Origin of the sequence: Paenibacillus dokdonensis (genome assembly GCF_004916975.1) — a bacterium.
In the GTDB taxonomy this organism is placed as follows: domain Bacteria; phylum Bacillota; class Bacilli; order Paenibacillales; family Paenibacillaceae; genus Paenibacillus_AQ; species Paenibacillus_AQ dokdonensis.
Genome location: NZ_STGQ01000001.1, coordinates 1,457,973 through 1,476,544 on the forward strand (window position 1 = coordinate 1,457,973; position 18,572 = coordinate 1,476,544).

Below are 18,572 nucleotides of genomic sequence, written 5' to 3' on the forward strand. Positions count from 1 at the left end.
TAAGGGGCGGCTCATGCCTTTATGAGGCGGATTCCATGTACTGTGTATGAGACAGTTTAATATTCGGTCAGGAGATGATTTCATGTATAAAACACTGATTGTAGATGATGAAATCCTCGATCTGGAGGGAATGAGGACCTTCATCCCTTGGACGGAACTGGGCCTGGAAGTCGTTGATGCCGTCAATAACGGTTTTGAAGCAATGAACGCTTTGGACAGAGAAGCGATAGATGTGTTAGTAACGGATGTACATATGCCTAGCATGTCAGGGCTTGAGCTTGTGAAGAGGGCAAAGGAGCTGTATGGCGACATTAAAGTTATTTTTGTAAGCGGTTATCAGGATTTTAACTATGTGAAGCAGGCCATTTCGTTGAACGCGTACAGCTATGTCCTGAAGCCTATGGATGATTCGGAATTGATTGATGCTTTAAGGAAAATTGTTTTGGAGCTGGACGGAGAAAGACAACGGGAGAAAACCGAGCAAGCCTACAGAATGATAGCCAAAAATGAGTATCTGCTTCAGCTTCTTGAAGGGGGGGCCACCAACGAAACCTCCAACATTCTTTTGGAGCATTATGGTCTGAAAAATGTAAACTGGCCGGCCCGAGCCGCCACAATAGAAATTGATGATTTGAGCTGGAAGCTGGATCCATTACCGGAACATTTGAAGCAGGAATGGTTTAACAGGTTTTATGAATCGGCTTTGCCGATGTTTGAAGCTGAGGGAATCCATCATGTGTGCAGAACTTCGAAACAGCGGATTTTCCTCCTCATTGAGAGTGGAATGCAGGATTAGGATTTGGAGTCTTTAATCCATCATCTTCATGAGCTCCATCCTTTCTCTGTGACCGTTGGTCTTGGAGGCATTGCTGAGCACTTGGCTGCACTCAGGGAGTCTTACGTGGAGGCTCTGACCGCACTGGATTATAAGCTGATTCTCGGCAAAGGAAAAGTGATTGACCATCATCAGCTTATCTTTGAAGACGTCGAAGAAAGGATGGACACGGATATTCCGCTGGAACCGCTACTGAATGCTGTACTTCATTATGATCTGGTCAGGATCAGTGACGAAGTGGACCGTTTGTTCATGATGGCGGCGGGGATACGCACCAAAGCTCAGATTCAATTCTATGTCATGAATATATGGATGAGGCTGGAAAGCCAGCTCAAATCCATCAGTGAGAATATGTTCCAAGCCTTGCAGCATGACGGATTAAGTAAACCGGATATCATGCTGAAATATGAAACCATAGATGATATCCGATCATGGCTTAGATACCGGCTGTTCAGTGCCGCTGAAATCATCCAGAATAAAAGACAGAAGAAAAGTGCCAAGCTTATTGAGGAAATGATTCGTTATGTGAAGCAGCAGATACATGATAATGTCACACTCAAAGAAGTTGCCGATTATCTATCCTTTTCTCCCAATTATCTGGGTTCCTTATTCAAGGAGGTTACAGGAACCAATTTCAGCGAATATGTTATCACCATGCGAATGGAAAAAGCGGGTGAATTGCTAAAGGATCCGCGAATTAAAATATATGAAGTTGCTGATCAGGTTGGATATCGTTATATGCCATACTTCAGCCGTCAGTTTAATGAGGTATTCGGCATGACACCTGGCGAATTCAGGAGAAAAATGTAGTTATGGACAAGTTCAACCGGATGAATCCCAACAAGCCAATGTTTTTGCCCTTTGGCATGAAGCTGTTTATTTCCTACCTGATTCTCATCATTGTTCCGATCTTCATTTTTGGTTACATGGCCAATGCCATACTGGTTGATCTCTATGGCAAGCAAATGAACACGAATTTGACCGGAACATTGACGCAGATCCGCGACAATATCAACTACAAGCTGGAGGACACCCAGCGTCTTTCGGATATTTTATATTTTGATGAGAGCATGCCACTTGAAATTATGCGATATGAGGAAGGCTGGGTCAGCTACCAGACGACGACGAAGCTGTTGATTCCGAAATTCAGGCAAACGGTAGATTCAACGAACCGGAAAGTATGGATGAGTGTGTATTTGAAAAATGAAACACTGCCGGAAATCTATAACAATGATGACTCGACGTCAGATGCCTTGGCGAAAGGTAAGCACTGGGGGTTGTTCCATTTGCGCCGGATCGTGGACAAATCCTGGTACAAGGCTTTTCCAGAAGAGAACTACGGAAAAACCATGGTATGGCAGCAGGTAGAGGATGACAGCAGGTTTGGAAGAATATCGCTTCTGCGAAGGTTGGTGGATACGAGAAATCCGACGAAGCTTGAAACGATCGGGTTTATGAGAATCAGCGTATATTTATCCGAAATCTTCCAGAGTGTCGATATTGATAAAGTTGGCAGCGGCAGCATGCTGTTGATTATGGATGAAAATAACCGGATCCTCTATGGCTCCGGGGATCATGTGCCGGACATACAATCGGATTACAAGCTGATGGATGTCTCCCGGTATACAGTCCTCAGCGGACAGCTGCCTAAACTGAACTGGAAGCTTACCGCATTAATACCCAATACAATCATTCAGCATGAGACCCGGAAAGTTAATATACTTACACTAGTGATCTGTCTGGCAAGCTTTGTGGTGATTGTTCTGGTAGCTTTGGGTGTATCGCGTTTCTTTTCCAAACGAGTATCCAAAGTGGTCTCTGTGCTTAATTTATTTCAACAGGGAGATTTTCATAAACGGGTGCATTACAAAGGAAACGATGAATTCACGATGATTGCCGCTTCGCTCAACAAGCTTGGTGAACATACCGAACATTTGATTGAAGAAGTATACATGACGAATCTGAAGAAAAAGGAGGCGGAGCTGGAGACGCTTCAGGCTCAGATTAATCCGCATTTTCTGTATAATACCTTGTCTTCGATCAGCCGGCTGGCCAAGTTTGGACAGGTGGACAAGCAGCATCAGATGGTCATGAACCTGGCTAAGTTTTACCGTTTATCGCTAAATGAAGGACATACCATTATTGCTATTCATAAAGAACTGGAACAGACGCAGGCTTATATTGATATTCAGAAGGTGAAATATGGAGATCGCATGGATGTGGAATTCAACATTGATCCAAGCATCGTCAATTTTGTAACCGTAAAGCTGATTCTTCAGCCGTTTCTGGAAAATGCGCTGCAGCATGCCTGGTGTGGGGATCGGATATATATCCGCGTGTGCGGTCGACTAGAAGAAGCTGGGGATTCAATTTTATTCGAGATCATGGATGATGGTAACGGAATGAGCCAAGACATGCTGAAGCAGGTGATTTCCGCTATGAATAATCCCGGTACGACAAAGGGCTCCGGCAGAGGAAGAGGATATGGAATCCGCAATGTGAATGAACGTATTAAGCTCTATTTCGGGAAGGAGTACGGTGTACAGCTGCATAGCAGGCCAGGCATTGGCACTACGGTGTCTATCCGAATTCCACTTCAGCGCGCAAAGCAACAGGCATCTGCAGAGATGAATGTGAAATGGAACGGGTAATGTTGGTGCGAAAAAACAGCACATAGACTTTCAAGTTTTCATTTTTGCGGGTTTTGGTACAGGCAGCTTATGTGGTACGATAATCCCTGAAGATATCGATAGAAGAGAGCAGGTTTATAGTGAATGACAGAAAATAGACAACAGCGTTTCCGTTTCAGCGAAGCACCGATCTGGGATTTGCAGCGGATATATTATGAAGAATTAGGATTAAAGGCTTGGAATAATGATCAGGTTCCGCAATATATTACGAGCAACCCGATGATTGGCACAGCTTATGCGGAAATGATCTTTGGATTTCTGCAAGACCGGGCCGGAAAGGGCCATATTTCTGAACCCGTTACGATCCTGGAGCTGGGGGCAGGTGCGGGACGCTTCGCTTTCCATGTGCTTCATCAATTATGCGAGATGCGGGATTATGCGGGAATACCACTGCCCCCATTTCGATATGTGATGACCGATCTCCCCATAAAAAATGTAACGAGCTGGGAGCAGCATCCCGCTTTACAGAGCTATATCAAGCAGGGTCTGCTGGATTTCGCGCGCTTTGATGCAGTGAATGACACAGAGCTGAATTTGACGGTATCAGGTACAACGATACGGCAGGGAGATTTAAAGCAGCCCTTGCTGATTATCGCCAACTATTTTTTTGACGGTATCCCGCAAGAGCTGATTTATGTCGGTGAAGGTCATATTTTTGATTGCGATGTTATCGTCGAAACACCGGATACATCGGAAAAGCTTACAGTGTCGGAAGCTCTGCAGCAAATGAAGTTAGAATATGAGTACCGCCGTGCGCATGAATACGAAGAAGAATCATACCCGTATCGTGATGTGATTGCACTATATCAGCAAGAGCTGGAGGATTCGCATATTCTGTTCCCGGTGGCAGGACTGACTTGCCTGGAACGTCTGAACCAGCTGTCTGAGGCAGGGTTCATGCTTATTACGGCGGATAAAGGCGATCACCGACTGGATAACTTTAAATTTGCAGAGCCACCTGAGTTAATCATTCATGGAAGCTTTTCATTCACGGCTAATTTTCATGCCATACAGCATGTGCTGGAAGAGAGAGGGGCACATACTCTATTCACAACGCATCATTATAAAAATTTAAATATAGGCTGTTTTTTTATGATGGAAGCACCTATGAGCTACACAAATACCCGGCTGGCATACCGGAGCTTTATCGAGCGTTTCGGGCCGGATGATTTCTTCAGTATGAAAGAATGGGTAGATCTTCATCTGGATACGATGGGAATGCAGCAAATTCTTGCATTTTGGCGGCTGGGCGGATATGACGCGGAGTTCTTTATTCAGACCGCAAAGCAAATTTCAGCTCTACTGCCTGAGGCCAATGACGAAGAAATGCTCGATATTCAGCGGGGAATTCACAATATGTGGTCTGCTTACTACATCATGGAGCAGCGCTATGATCTGGCTCTGGATGCTGGACTTCTGCTTTTTGAAATGGACATGTATGAGGATTCGAAGCATTTTCTGGAGGCATCCCTTGAGGCCGATGAGGATGAACCTGTTCCGACGGTTCTCTACTGCCTGGCCATTTGCAGTTATGAGCTCGATCAGCTCGATTTAGCGATAGCATACACGCGCGAGGCGCTGGTGCTGGAGCCTGATCATGTGGAAGCACTGGATCTGCTGCGTGCTTTGACCGGTGAAAATTAGTATTATAGGTTTCGATTCGTAGAGATGCCGCTTGTAAACGCATCGTTCTATAAATAGAAAAGACCCGTAAGAGAGTCACTTTTGTAAAGTGTCCATCTTACGGGTCTTTTTATATCTAGTTCTCATCTATTATTGATCAGTGGGACTAAGCAAGAGAAGGCGTTGTTGCCTGTGTTTGAGCCTTATCACTTGTCTCCGAGGAACCTGATTGCAGCTGATACATCTGATAATAGCGACCATTATGCTGCATGAGCTCATCATGTGTACCACGCTCGACGATTTCGCCGCGATGCAGAACGAGAATCTGATCAGCACTGCGGATGGTAGATAAGCGGTGTGCAATGATAAACGTCGTCCGGCCTTTTTTCAACACCTCAAGGGCGGATTGAATCAGACTTTCTGTTTCCGTATCGATATTGGCTGTCGCCTCATCAAGGATCAGAATGGCAGGATCGTAAGCCAAGGCACGTGCGAAGGAGATCAACTGCCGCTGTCCTGCAGACAAGGTGCTTCCTTTCTCGACCACAGGCTCGTCGAATCCTTTCGGCAGATGGGCGAGAATCCGCTCTGCACCTACATCGCGAAGTGCTTTTTCAATCTGCTCTCGTGATATTTTCTCGTCGCCGAGACTTACGTTTGAGGCGATGGTGCCCGTGAACAGGTAAGGATCCTGCAGCACGATGCCCATATGATGGCGGATCCATTGCTTCGGAAGATCCGTGACATCCTGGCCGTCGATAGTGATGGTTCCTTTTTGAGGGTCATAGAAGCGGAACAGCAGATTGATGATCGAGCTTTTGCCTGAACCCGTGTGGCCTACAAGTGCGACCGTCTGTCCTTGCTTCGCTTCAAAGTTGATATTTTTCAGCACGTAGTTTTCTTTCTTATAAGCAAAGGATACGTTTTTGAACTCGACATTTCCCTTGTAACGCGGCATCGTGCCATCGGTTACGTCTTCGCCAGGCTCATCCATGAGCGTGAAGACGCGTCCTGCGGATACCATCGAGGAATCCAGTGCCGCCAGCTGATTCACCATACCGGTGATAGGCTGGAACAGACGGCCGAGAACATCCACAAATGCGTACAAGACGCCGAGGGAGACCGCAGTTCCACCTGAAAGCGAACCAAAGCCGAAATAAGCGAGAATGACCGCAAAAGAAAAACTGCGAAGCACATTGACCAGATTATGTGTAGTAAATGCGTTCAGATTCAGCATTTTGTTCTGATGCTTCATATAATCATCATTCAAGGTTTCAAATTCTTCCCGGGTCTGCTTCTGCCGGCGGAAAACGCGGATGATAGACATTCCCTGAATGGACTCATTGATGATTGCATTGATCTCACTAAGACGTGACCGGATGATTGTGTTGTATTTGGTAGCGAACTTCCGGTAGAAGATGATCCAGGCAATCAGCAGCGGGACGATGAACAGGCAGACCAGTCCGAGCCGCAGATCCAGCAGGAAGAGCGCAATATAAACGCCTGTTATATAAATGACTCCGGAACTGAAATTGGCCAGAACAGCTACGAAGAGATCTTTGACCGCTTCCGTGTCATTGGTAATCCGGGAAACAACCTTACCGGCAGGCAGCGTGTCGAAGAAATAAACCGGCAGTCGCTGCATATGTGCATACACATCATTTCTAAGCTTCTGAATGACCTTGTTGGCCGAAGATTGAAGCCAGTAGGTTTTGCCGAATTCCGTGAAAATGCTGATGATTAAGAAGATGCAATATAACCCGACCAGCTTTATAATCCCTGGGATTTCCGGCTTGTAAAAGGAATACAGATCGGTGGCTGACAGTTTCTGTGCCGGATACTGTGACACTTTGTCACCGTACTTGATCGTCATTTGGCCGTCCGAAAAGGTCCGTTCGCCTTGAGGCTCTGCCACAGCCTGATCGATAAAGTAAAAGCTGCGACCGGATTGTAGGAGCTGAATCTGGGAACCCTTGCTTTCATCAGCATCAAAGCGGTCGCCCCGCTTGTAGTAATGCCCGTTATATTCGGCGGCTTGCTCAGCCGATGTCGATTCAAAATAAGGCCGTTCGATACCGAGCATATGATCATCGATCATGCTCTTGGCAATAAAAGGTCCGGCCAGTTCTGCGCCTACGCCGATGGCGAGGGCGATGAAGGCGGCAATGAAAATGCCTTTGGCGGTAAGAGCGTATTGAAACAGACGCTTTCCCGTCCTGGGATTAGGAGTCATATGATGATTCCTCCTCGCTCGTCAGATTGTTTTCGACCTGCTGGCGTTCAAATTGTTCCCGGTACCATCCACCTCTGGCCAGCAGCTCAGCGTGGGTACCTTCTTCGATAATGCTTCCTTCATCCAGCACCACAATCCAGTCCGCATGTTCAATGGCGGAAAGACGATGGGTCGAGATCAGCGTGGTTTTTCCGGAACGGTGCTCACGGATGTTATCAACAATGCGTGCTTCGGTCCGTGCGTCAACAGCAGAAAGAGCATCGTCCAGGATCAAAATGTCCGGATCGGATATGAATGCCCGTGCGAGCGATACGCGCTGCTTTTGACCACCTGACAGGGACACGCCCTTTTCACCAACGAGAGTATCGAGTCCGTCAGAGAGTGTATGCAGATCCTTATCGAATGCTGCAGTGGAGATGGCCTGCATAATAACTTCATCGCCCGCTTGATGCTTGCCGAACTGGATATTTTCACGGACGGATTTGGAGAACAGGATTTGCTCCTGCGGAACATATCCGACCCAGCTGTGCAGCCGGTCCTTGGCTATCAGTTCAATAGGGGTATTGGAGATGAGAATCTCACCAGTACCCGTTGGATATTCATGAAGCAGCTGCTTTAACAGTGTTGATTTGCCGCTGCCTGTACGTCCAACAACACCCAGCGTTTGCCCGCGGTGCAGGTTCAAGTTTACATGCTTCAGATTATCAACCGTGGAGGTAGGATAACGGAAAGTGACATCTTTTAAAGAAATGGTGTCCGGTGAATCCACGTGAGATGGATGCGGTACATCCTCTACATCGGGAACGACGGACAAGGTCTCATCCACACGGTCCAGAGAAGCGCTGCCGCGCTGCATGACGTTAATCAGCTCGCCAATGGCGAACATTGGCCAAATCATCATCCCCAGGTACATATTGAACGATACGAGATCTCCCAAGGTAATCTGGTTTTTGAATACAAGATAGACGCCAAAGGCCAGGCCAATGACATAACTGAGGCCTACACAGAGCCGGATGGTTGGCTCGAACAGTGCATCCATTTTGGCAACCCGCATATTTTTGCGGTATACATCATCTGCGATATCCTGAAAACGGCGCTCATCGGATCTTTCCTGAACATAGGCACGGATGACGCGCACACCTGCTACCGATTCCAGTACCTGGTCATTCATATCACCGAAGGCGTCCTGTGCTTCTGTGTAGCGTTCATGAACCATCTTGCCGTAGATTTTCATGGCCAGTGCGATGAAAGGCAGCGGAAGGATGGCTGCAAGCGTCAGCTTCCAGCTGATGAGAAATCCCATCGCGAACAGGATCACGGTCAGATAGGCTGTTGAATCGGTCATAACAAGCATGCCGAATCCGGCTGTATTGGCTACGGCGCGTAGATCATTGGTCGCCCGGGCCATAAGGTCACCGGTACGGTTCCGTTCAAAAAACGGTGGAGTCATGCGCAGCAGCTGATTCATATAACGGGAGCGCAGGATGCGTTCCACCAGGTTCGCACCGCCAAACAGTTTGTGCATCCATATGTACGTGAAGATGTAAATCAGGATCAAGGTCACGATGATGAGACCAATGTATTTCGTGAGTGAAGCCCAGGTGATGGAGCCGCGGACGATTTCGTCAATCGCGTTTCCAAGCAGCCGGGGTGGGAACAGCTCACCAATTCCGCAGATAATCAGCATGAACAGACCGATTAAATAGCGTTTCTTTTCCTGGCGGAAGAACCAGCCCAGGTTTTTAAGTACGGAAAACAATACTTTCACTTCCTCTCTTGTTGGGTCAATCCCGGTAAATGCTGCGGAGTACAAAGAAATTAAAAAAGGCATATCGCCCGTATTCGGACGATATGCCTTGCAATCCTTAACATATATAATACGCACGGTTGATGATAACAACCCGCGTCTTTAGGAATGGTTAATATTCAATGCTCCAAAGTCTGTTTCCAGGCTTCAAAAGTCAATTCCACCAGCAGGGTTGCACCGATATTCAATTGTCGTTTGGTTAAATTGATCATGAATGAAATTGAACATGTTACTCACCCTTTCTTTGGTAATAATTTGAATTTGGACCTCGTATGCAGAGAATTTTATCACCCTCCTCACAACTATGTCAATTTATATTTTCAGGAGGTGATCGATTAATGTTATGATATATTGTATGTAGATTATTTTTGAACACGCACAACATCGATAGAAGGGAATGAAGCCTGATGAAACTTCGAATCAGTAACGACGCGGCAAAATGGTACATCAAGGAACTGGGGCTGCAGAATGGCAGCGCGCTGCGCTTCTTTCCCCGGTACAGTTCGGGTGGGGGACTCCATCCCGGTTTTTCGCTTGGCATATCGGTAGAAGATCCTGAACGTCCGCTGCTTAAGGAAGAGTTGGAAGGAATTATCTTTTTTATGGAGGAGCAGGACGGTTGGTATTTGAGAGGCTATGACCTGGTAGTTCGTTACCTGGAATCCCAGGACGACATTGAATATATTTATGAGGAAGATCAGGAAAATACGACTTCGAACGCCGGGTAATTAAGAATATGGTTTGTTGAAGGAGGGAGAAGCTTGTCTCATTTGGACCGTGATTTCCGCCAATACATTAAAAAAATGTCCAAAATCACCATACTGGTAGCCATCCTTGTGAAGAATAAAGACAAGGAAGTGCTGCTGCAGCAGAGGGCGGGGGCTGAGGAATGGGGGCTTCCCCTCGGTTCGATGACACCTGGAGAATCGCTGGAAGACGCTGCCCGCAGGGAATTATGGGAGGAGACCGCTCTGACGGCGAAGGATATGACTTTGCTGAAGATGTTTTCAGGCCCTGAATTCAAAAAGGTGAACAGCAGCGGGGATGAAGAATTTTTAGTCATTGCGCTATATGAAGCGAAAGGGCTTCAAAGCGAGCTGGAATTCAAGGCGGAAGTAAACAAGGCGCTACGCTTTTTCACAGAACCATGGTCGATGGTGGATCTGCTCTCCATGACTCTTCTGAGCAGCCTTCGATCAATTACGGATTAAATTCCAAACCGTGTAAGCCGCAAAAAACTCCTTTCCATGAGGAAAGGAGTTTTTGACTGCTTATACGATCCCGTGAACCCGGATTAAATATGATGGGTAAAGTTATCGGCTTCCACAGCAAACTGAAAGTCATCAATATCAAATACCTGTACGGGTACCGAGGCATCAATGATGCGGTGAATGAGCTCCGGCTGATCCGTAAGCAGAGGTACCTGTTCCCGCTGGGAAACGAGCAGCAGCTCGGTTTCGACAGGATCGAAAAATTCACCATATGGAGCGGTATCCATGGCATTGACCACGGAAACGCGTGTGGATTCTCCGATCAGAATATACGGGCTTTTAGCCCATGGCACGTTGAGAGCTTTTTGAATTTTCTTCTTATTTAGCGGCTCATCGAGATAATCAACCAATTCCCTGATTTTCTCTTTTACATGATTGTCATCTTCGTTGTTGCTCATCAATGGCTCATCACTTGCTAAAAATTCATAAAGCTCAAGCAGGCTGGTATACGGTATCATATATTCAACCGGCACGGGAGTCAGCAGCAGTTCTCCGTATATGGCTAGCATGACCGCTTCCGTAACGAATTGTTTTGGCATTTGGGGCCTCCTGAGGTCCCTGCGATAGCGGCAGGGTCTTTGGTTACATGGCTTATGGTTCAATGGAACGATGTTGTAACTTAAAAATATCTAATCATTGTAAGGAGGAAATGTCAACCGGGTGAATCTGCTGTTCACTCGGGTAATATAGATTTACCGCCGAATGGCATGTGTTCGAAGAAGAAAGGGGAAGTGCAAGGCATTGAGTCACTGGAAAGCTTATTATCAATTTGTTAAACCATATACGAAGTGGATTGTCCTGACGCTGATCATTGGGATGGTGAAATTCGGGATTCCGCTCACCCTGCCGATGATCCTGAAATATGTCGTCGATGATCTGCTCATGAACCCCAAATTGACAGTTCAGGAGCAGGCAAGTCAGCTGTTTTTAATTCTTGGAGGGGCATTGTTTCTGTTTGTCATTATCCGTGGACCCGTTGAATACTTAAGACAGTATTTTGCCCAGCTTATCACGAGTCGCATCCTGTTCGATATGAGGAATAAGCTGTATGCACATTTGCAGCGCCTATCATTGCGGTATTATCAGAATACGAAGGTAGGAGAAGCGATATCGCGTTTTGTTAATGACGTGGAGCAGACGAAAAACATCGTGGAAGTCGGTATGATGAATATTTGGCTGGACATGTTTACGCTGCTGTTTGTCCTTGGAGTCATGTTCTATCTCAATCCCGTTCTTACGCTGGTATCCATTGCGATTCTGCCTTTTTACGCCATTGCCGTTAAAATGCTGTACAAAAGGCTCAAGAAGCTGACCAAAGACCGCTCCCAGGCACTGGCCGGGATCCAGGCATATCTTCATGAACGGATTCAGGGGATATCAGTAATTCGCAGTTTTACTCTCGAACGTCATGATCATCAACAGTTTAAAAATATTAACCAGAACTTTCTGAACAAGGCGCTTGCCGCAACCCGCTGGAATGCGCTGACCTTTTCGATTATTAATACACTCACCGATATTGCACCGCTGCTTGTGATCGGGTATGGTGGCTATCGCGTCATCAATCATAGTCTGACACTTGGTACCTTTATCGCATTTTTCGGTTATTTGGACAGGCTGTATGCTCCACTCAAACGGCTGATCAACTCCTCAACCGTGTTAACCCAGGCATCTGCTTCTCTGGAGCGGGTCATGGAGCTAATGAACGAGCCTTATGATTTTGTGGATGCTGCGGATGCCAAAAAGCTGAATACGCCTGCACGCAATATCTCTTTTGACGGAGTATGGTTCAAATATAACAACGATGGGGATTGGGTGCTTAAGGATGTAAATCTAGAGATTAAGCATGGACAGACGGTAGCTTTTGTTGGCATGAGCGGCGGAGGTAAATCCAGTCTGATCTCACTGATTCCGCGGTTTTATGATATCCAGCAGGGAAGTGTACGCATTAACGGCGAGGATGTGCGGAAATTAACGATGGAGAGTGTCCGCGGTTCGGTCGGGATGGTGCTGCAGGATAACTTTCTTTTCAGCGGCTCCGTAAAGGATAATATTTTGATCGGAAATCCAGATGCGGATTCATCCAAGGTAGAGGCGGCCGCGGCTGCAGCCAACGCCCATGAATTCATCATGAATCTGCCTCAAGGTTATGATACAGAGGTTGGGGAAAGAGGCGTCAAGCTCTCGGGAGGACAAAAGCAGCGGATTGCGATCGCACGCGTGTTTTTGAAAAATCCGGATATTCTCGTTCTTGACGAAGCTACATCGGCGCTTGATCTGGAGTCCGAGCATTTGATCCAGCAAGCATTGCAATCTCTGTCCGTCAATCGCACGACATTGATTGTTGCGCACCGATTGTCGACAATTACCCATGCAGACCAAATTATTGTAATGGAACATGGTACGATTACCGAACAGGGTACCCATACGGAGCTGATGGCGATGGAAGGCAGCTATGCAAGACTGTTTAATGTGCAGCATCTCGAAGTGTAACAGACATTTGCCATGGTTTGAGATCTTATAAAACTAAACCAAAAAGAGGTTAGCAGAATGTTCCCTGCTAACCTCTTTTTGTTTGAATGGAAAATCGGAATTTGGCTTGTTAAAAAAAAGAATTGGCAGCAATGATGATAAGCAGAATTCCACTGATCAGTGTACCGAACTGTCCAACTGAGAAAGCACCAATTCGCAAGTGAGCCACCTTTCTGCCAAGCAGAACTCCTAACCACACGGTAATAAAACTAGCGATTGCAGCGGTAATTGCGATGAGAAAAGGCGGTAATCCGAGAAGTCCCGCCCCTAGTCCGCTAGTTAGTGCATTCGCAGAGAGGGCAATTCCGAGAATAACCGTTTCTGCCCAGCCGATGTCTCCGGATTGGTCCCAATCTATACGCTCGGGGTTTTTAAGTATTCCGTTCAATCCTTTCGCCATTGTTGCAGAGTCTTTCTCGGTCTGATCAATATTCTTCGGGTGACGCGGGATCGCGAGCAAAATGATGCGAATCCCGATGACGGTTAACAGGAAAGCTCCAAGCAGCACCGGGAATATCCCCGGCATGACCTTAGAGACCCATTGTCCGAAATAAATTCCGGCTGCACTGAAAAGAAAACAAATGACAGAGATCAGCATGTTAGATAGTAAACGAATCCGAATCCCCCGTATGCCATAAGTAATTCCCACCCCCAAATTATCGATGCTGGATGAAATCGCTAAACCAAGGATCAAAAGCCAAACCATATTCAAAAGCTCCTCTCAAGTAGAAAATTCTGTTTACATGACAGTATATAGGAGTGTTGAGAAAGGAGTGCTTATCCCACATCAAATCGTTGATAAAAAATCAACATGACTCTCAACACCTGATGTAGGGAGATGTTCGCCCAAAATTCCATTACCAGGAAAGGTAAGTAAGGTAAATAGGCGCCTGCCTATGTCTTCTTTTTTGAGTGACTGTTGAGATTTTCTCAATGTTTTTCCGTTTTTTATGAGAGCTTTTTCATAGGCATCGGTTTTGGAAGCTAAACAAGCTGACGCCGATTAGGAATCGACGCCAGCTTGCAGAGGAAGCATGATACGATGATCTTTCTTGTAAAAAACAGGTACAAGCAGTTGATTATACTCTGCCGATGATAAGGGAGAGAATTCCAGCCGCAATCAGTGGACCAACAGGGACACCTTTGAAAAGAGCTACACCAAGAACGGTTCCGACCAGCAAACCGGCTACAATCGTAGGGTTTACGGCCATGAGTGAAGCTCCGCGGCCACCAAGATAGGCGACCAGCATTCCGATCACAATAGCGAGCAGCGATTTCCAATTCAAAAACGATTCACCAATGGTCTGCAGGCTCATTTTTCCACTGGCCAGAGGCGTCATAACCCCAATGGTCAAGATCACAATGCCAAGGGTCAGTCCGTTTTTCTCGAGCCAAGGAAACAGCTGCTGGAGATGAAGCACCCGCAGAAGAAGCAGAACAATCATAGCGATCGTAATCGGTGAATTGCTGCTGATGATGCCCAGAGCTGCCAGAATCAGCAAAATCAATGACGTCATATCCAACCAGCTTCGCCTCCCGCATTCATTACTGACAAAAAATACCCTCTATACAGCAGTATTCTTATTGCAGTCAGAAAATATCCATATGCAGGAGGTTATAACCGTAAGGAATCCTTTTACAGGAAGCAATTCATAATAGATGCTGTTATTTCGTAGCGGTGATATGCTCGGCAATCCGGACACCATGCTCGCGTCCTGTCTCGATAAATACTTCATTGGCATTGCGCCCCGATGCGATAACACCTGCGACATAGAGTCCGGGCACGTTGCTTTCCATCGTTTCTGTATTATAGAGCGGCTTTTCCATGTCGCCGTCAAGTTCAACACCGCAGGAAGACAACAGCTTGCGGTCAGGACGGAAGCCGGTGAGGGCAAGGACGAAATCATTATCCACCTTGCTGATTTCACCGTCTTTGCTTTCAATAGTAACGGAGTCCTGGGAGATCTCCGTAACATGAGACTGAACATGGACGGTTATTTTGCCCTTCTGTACCATGGCTTCGAATACTGGACGTACCCATGGCTTGATATTCTCGGACACCGTTTCGCCGCGATAGATCATATCGATTTTGGCGCCGACGCGAATCAGTTCCATGGCCGCATCAACGGCAGAGTTGCTTCCTCCGATAATGGCAACTTTCATACCGCTGTAAGGATGTGCTTCACGGAAGTAGTGCGTAACTTTGTCCAAATCTTCTCCCGGTATGCCAATATAGTTGGGATGATCAAAATAACCTGTCGAGATGACTACGTTACGGGCTTCATATTGATGATGAGTTCCCGTTCGGTCCACAGTTTCGACAACAAAGGATTGATCTCCTTTACGCTCAAGAGACAGGGCTTCTTCATACTGTGAAATGGCAAGATCGTAATGTTCTGCCACTTTCCTGTAATAGGCTAGCGCCTCATAGCGAAACGGCTTTTCATTTGAACTAGGAAAAGGGATATCTCCGATTTCCAGCATTTCAGCCGTGCTGAAAAACTGCATATGAGTCGGATATAGAAATATGGAATGCACTAGGCAATGCTTTTCAATAATCCGTGTGGACAGCCCTCTGCGTTCGCATTCAATTGCGGCCGATAATCCGCAGGGGCCGGCTCCAATAATAATAACGTCTTGCATGGTTTGTTCCTCCTCTGACTATAAACAATTCACTTACCATCGTATCGTAATTTACTGACAAAAACCAGCAGCTTACCCGGGATTTAAGGATGACAAAAATGTGAATTGACATAAAGTATTTGATAAATATATAATTAGATATACATTAAATTAGATAAACATATAATTAGGTGGCGGATAACTATTTGATGCCCGGGGAGTGAAGAGATGCAGCTTGAAAAAATCGTCAATTACCACAAAGCATTGGCTGATCCGACACGGCTTCGTATTTTGCTGCTGCTGTCAGAAGGGGAGATGAATGGTCAAACCTTGGCAGAAAAATTGAACATTTCACAGCCGACGGTCACTCATCATGCAGCCAAGCTTAGAGAGGAGGCACTTATTACAGAGCGACGTGAAAAGAACACGGTTTATTTTGCCCAAAACCGCTATTTTATCCAGCAGCATGCAGAGGCATCACTTCATTTGATTTTCAAGGAAGGAGGTAAGGAAATGTCCGAACCCGTGAATGAAAATGTGAAAGCAGCGGTGATCCGCAATTTCTTTGCGAAGGACGGCCGTCTGCGCCAAATTCCTGCCCAATATAAGAAAAAGCTGATCGCATTCGAGCATATGATTGAACAACTGGAGCCGGGACGCAAGTATCCAGAGAAAGAAATTAATGAGTTTATCAAGCAGTACCATGATGATTTTGCCACAATCCGAAGAGAGTTTATTATGCATCAGTTTATGTACCGGGAAGACGAAATCTATGAGCTTAATCCGCGTGAGCTGTGGACACATTGGGAGAACGTCAAATAAAAAGGGCTTGACAATGATTTGCTAAACTGGTTATGATGTCAGCATATGACAGGAAGGGAGACGATAAAACATGAAAAACAACACATTATTTGTATCCGTCGTTCGTTATGCATGTATATCGGTCTCCTTTCATCGGCTTAAGAAGGTTCCCATGTTCTAATACAACATGAGGGATACCATTTTTATATGCCGCGGAGACCTTATGTCTCCGCGGCTTTTTTTATTGCGAATGTATGCAATAACCCCGGAGCGATAAGCTTCGGGGTTTTTTCATAAATAACAAACACCATTTTAGGGGGATTTTATTTGAACAAATTGATGCAATACGGTTGGAATATGTATTGGGAAAACCATTGGAACAAAGAGGAACGCAGTCAGCATAAACCAGGACGAATCATTGCGGATCACGGTCAAAAGTACAGGGTATTCACGGAAGAAGGAGAAGCGTGGGGGGAAATGTCCGGCAAAATGCAGCATACGCTTCAGAGTAAAGGTATATATCCTGCCGTTGGCGACTGGGTTCAGCTGCATATGCTTGAAGGCGAGGGCCGAGTCATTATTCACAGTATTATCGACCGAAAAACCAGCATTTCCAGACAGAAGGCTGGTGTCAAATCGGCACAGGAACAATTGATTGCTGCAAATGTCGATGTACTCTTCCTGGTGACTTCACTGAATGATGATTACAATCCGCGGAGGATGGAGCGGTATCTGATCATGGCCTGGAACAGTGGCGTGAATCCGGTCATTCTGCTGAGTAAAGCCGATCTGTGTGATGATGCGGAGATGAAGGCTGCGGAAATGGAACTGATTGCACCTGGGGTGCCGGTACATGTGGTTAGTGCGCTTGAGAATATGGGAAAAGAGGCGGTTACCGGTTATCTGAAGGAGGGGGTGACGGTAGCACTTACGGGCTCATCCGGCTGCGGCAAATCGACGATCGTCAACTGGTTGGCGGAATCCATTGAGCAAAAGACGCAGGGTATCCGCGAGGAGGACAGCCGGGGCCGGCATACGACCACCCATAGGGAGCTGTTTTTGCTGCCACAGGGAGGACTGATGGTGGATACGCCGGGAATGCGGGAGCTGCAGCTCTATGATGATGACGGCGGAGGATGGGAGCAGGTATTTGCTGATATCGAATCGATCGGTGAAGGATGCCGGTTTATGGACTGCCAGCATGAGAATGAAGCGGGATGCGCCGTTCTTGCAGCTGTCCTTGACGGGGAGTTGGATGAAAAAAGATTGCAGAATTACCGTAAGACCCAGCGCGAGCTTCAGTTCCAAATTAAGAAGGAGGCGCGCACCCAAAGGAAAGTCAATCGGAAGGATCAATCTGCGAAGGAGCCGGTACGCCGGAAATCTGCGTTCTGGAACAGCCGTATAAGTGAGGAATGAGAAAGGATCACCGGAGCGGAATTGAAATGGTATATATTGGATGTAAAGGCTTTCTTTTTAAGTTATAATTAGGCTTGCCCTACCAATATATAATATAAAGGAAGCTGCGGGAGGTGGAGAGAGTGGGTTTTTTACACTTATTTTGGGGATTTCTGTTTCTGATTGATATCCGCATTAATGGTTTTGACATACTGCCGGATGTGGTCGGGTATGTGCTCTTCTTTCTCGGTTTCGTAAAACTGGAAAGCAAGTCGCTGCATTTTCTCAAGGCTAAAAATATGTCGGTTGTTATGATCATTCTTTCGGTTATGTCTCTCGTCATATCGTGGGCATCACTCCAGTCATGGTTGTTTTACTTTTTGTTTAATGTCGTGCTCTACATCCTAAAGCTGTACATTGTTTTTCATCTTTGTTATGGCATCAGCGAGCTTGCCGGCCGCAGGGGTTTTCATGAATTTCAGAACAAGGCGATTCAGCGCTGGAGATGGTATATCATCGTCATTACTGCTACATTTCTCATTCTGCTGATTGCGCCGCTCGCGCCGCTTCTTGCCGTCATTCTGGGGATCCTCCTGATCCTGGCATCCCTGATTATTTATATTTTAATGATGCTTTTAACGTTAGAAGCAGAGCAGGTACTGCATAGGTAAACAGCGTGATTAAAAAGCATTTATGCGGGTAAATATGTAAAACAGGAAAATAGGAAAATAGTTCCTGAATGAATCTTAAGGGAGAGGATGGA

General features: G+C 46.3%; 16 protein-coding genes. 10 read left to right on the top strand and 6 right to left on the bottom strand.

The genetic code is table 11. The features are described 5' to 3' along the window. The first annotated feature begins 82 nt into the window (after positions 1 to 82). The 4 genes from E6W40_RS29935 to E6W40_RS06835 all read left to right on the top strand — a co-directional run bounded on the left by E6W40_RS29935 (position 83) and on the right by E6W40_RS06835 (position 5,169). On the top strand, positions 83 to 796 hold the full coding sequence (locus E6W40_RS29935) for a response regulator (protein WP_246072896.1): 714 nt from the start codon (positions 83 to 85) through the stop codon (positions 794 to 796). 3 nt (positions 797 to 799) lie between these two features. Further along, positions 800 to 1,645 (top strand): helix-turn-helix domain-containing protein, encoded by an 846-nt coding sequence (locus E6W40_RS29940; protein ID WP_246072897.1) that lies wholly within the window; start codon positions 800 to 802, stop codon positions 1,643 to 1,645. Positions 1,646 to 1,647: 2 nt separating this feature from the next. Continuing rightward, on the top strand, positions 1,648 to 3,486 hold the full coding sequence (locus E6W40_RS06830; RefSeq protein WP_211146979.1) for a cache domain-containing sensor histidine kinase: 1,839 nt from the start codon (positions 1,648 to 1,650) through the stop codon (positions 3,484 to 3,486). A 123-nt stretch (positions 3,487 to 3,609) separates the two neighbouring features. After that, positions 3,610 to 5,169, top strand: a complete 1,560-nt coding sequence (locus tag E6W40_RS06835) for a tetratricopeptide repeat protein (RefSeq protein ID WP_136604799.1) — start codon at positions 3,610 to 3,612, stop codon at positions 5,167 to 5,169. Between the two features lie 145 nt (positions 5,170 to 5,314). Here E6W40_RS06835 and E6W40_RS06840 read toward each other — a convergent pair whose 3' ends face one another. Together E6W40_RS06840 and E6W40_RS06845 are read right to left on the bottom strand one after the other, a co-directional pair. Beyond that, positions 5,315 to 7,381: an ABC transporter ATP-binding protein gene (locus E6W40_RS06840; protein ID WP_136604800.1), complete on the bottom strand. Its 2,067-nt coding sequence runs from the start codon at positions 7,379 to 7,381 to the stop codon at positions 5,315 to 5,317. After that, the gene (locus E6W40_RS06845; protein WP_136606868.1) at positions 7,371 to 9,140 is read right to left on the bottom strand and encodes an ABC transporter ATP-binding protein; all 1,770 of its coding nucleotides are present in this window, start codon (positions 9,138 to 9,140) and stop codon (positions 7,371 to 7,373) included. The genes E6W40_RS06840 and E6W40_RS06845 overlap by 11 nt, the downstream gene beginning before the upstream one ends. 455 nt (positions 9,141 to 9,595) lie before the next feature. Here E6W40_RS06845 and E6W40_RS06850 point away from each other — a divergent pair, with 455 nt between their 5' ends. Then, positions 9,596 to 9,916 carry a HesB/YadR/YfhF family protein gene (locus tag E6W40_RS06850; protein WP_136604801.1) on the top strand — a complete coding sequence of 107 codons (321 nt, stop codon included), beginning with the start codon at positions 9,596 to 9,598 and terminating at the stop codon, positions 9,914 to 9,916. A 33-nt stretch (positions 9,917 to 9,949) separates the two neighbouring features. Beyond that, on the top strand, positions 9,950 to 10,399 hold the full coding sequence (locus tag E6W40_RS06855) for an NUDIX domain-containing protein (RefSeq protein ID WP_136604802.1): 450 nt from the start codon (positions 9,950 to 9,952) through the stop codon (positions 10,397 to 10,399). Between the two features lie 83 nt (positions 10,400 to 10,482). Here the strand turns inward: E6W40_RS06855 and E6W40_RS06860 are convergent, their stop codons facing one another. Further along, complete coding sequence (locus E6W40_RS06860; RefSeq protein WP_136604803.1) at positions 10,483 to 10,998, bottom strand: ADP-heptose synthase; 516 nt, start codon at positions 10,996 to 10,998, stop codon at positions 10,483 to 10,485. Positions 10,999 to 11,200: 202 nt separating this feature from the next. Between E6W40_RS06860 and E6W40_RS06865 the strand changes: the two genes are divergently transcribed. Next, entirely contained in the window at positions 11,201 to 12,949 is a 1,749-nt protein-coding gene (locus tag E6W40_RS06865) for an ABC transporter ATP-binding protein (protein ID WP_136604804.1), read from the top strand. Between the two features lie 109 nt (positions 12,950 to 13,058). Here the strand turns inward: E6W40_RS06865 and ytaF are convergent, their stop codons facing one another. The 3 genes from ytaF to E6W40_RS06880 form a co-directional block, all read right to left on the bottom strand. Continuing rightward, on the bottom strand, positions 13,059 to 13,694 hold the full coding sequence (ytaF, locus tag E6W40_RS06870) for a sporulation membrane protein YtaF (RefSeq protein ID WP_136604805.1): 636 nt from the start codon (positions 13,692 to 13,694) through the stop codon (positions 13,059 to 13,061). A 373-nt stretch (positions 13,695 to 14,067) separates the two neighbouring features. Next, positions 14,068 to 14,511, bottom strand: coding sequence for a DUF441 domain-containing protein (locus E6W40_RS06875; RefSeq protein WP_136604806.1), 444 nt, complete (start codon positions 14,509 to 14,511; stop codon positions 14,068 to 14,070). 142 nt (positions 14,512 to 14,653) lie between these two features. Then, positions 14,654 to 15,631, bottom strand: coding sequence for a YpdA family putative bacillithiol disulfide reductase (locus tag E6W40_RS06880; RefSeq protein WP_136604807.1), 978 nt, complete (start codon positions 15,629 to 15,631; stop codon positions 14,654 to 14,656). Between the two features lie 207 nt (positions 15,632 to 15,838). Between E6W40_RS06880 and E6W40_RS06885 the strand changes: the two genes are divergently transcribed. The 3 genes from E6W40_RS06885 to E6W40_RS06895 all read left to right on the top strand — a co-directional run bounded on the left by E6W40_RS06885 (position 15,839) and on the right by E6W40_RS06895 (position 18,480). Then, positions 15,839 to 16,432 (top strand): DUF2087 domain-containing protein, encoded by a 594-nt coding sequence (locus tag E6W40_RS06885; protein ID WP_136604808.1) that lies wholly within the window; start codon positions 15,839 to 15,841, stop codon positions 16,430 to 16,432. A 306-nt stretch (positions 16,433 to 16,738) separates the two neighbouring features. Next, a complete protein-coding gene (gene rsgA, locus E6W40_RS06890; protein WP_246072898.1) occupies positions 16,739 to 17,830 on the top strand; it encodes a ribosome small subunit-dependent GTPase A in 1,092 nt (363 codons plus the stop codon). A 122-nt stretch (positions 17,831 to 17,952) separates the two neighbouring features. After that, a complete protein-coding gene (locus E6W40_RS06895; RefSeq protein WP_136604809.1) occupies positions 17,953 to 18,480 on the top strand; it encodes a hypothetical protein in 528 nt (175 codons plus the stop codon). Positions 18,481 to 18,572 lie beyond the last annotated feature (92 nt).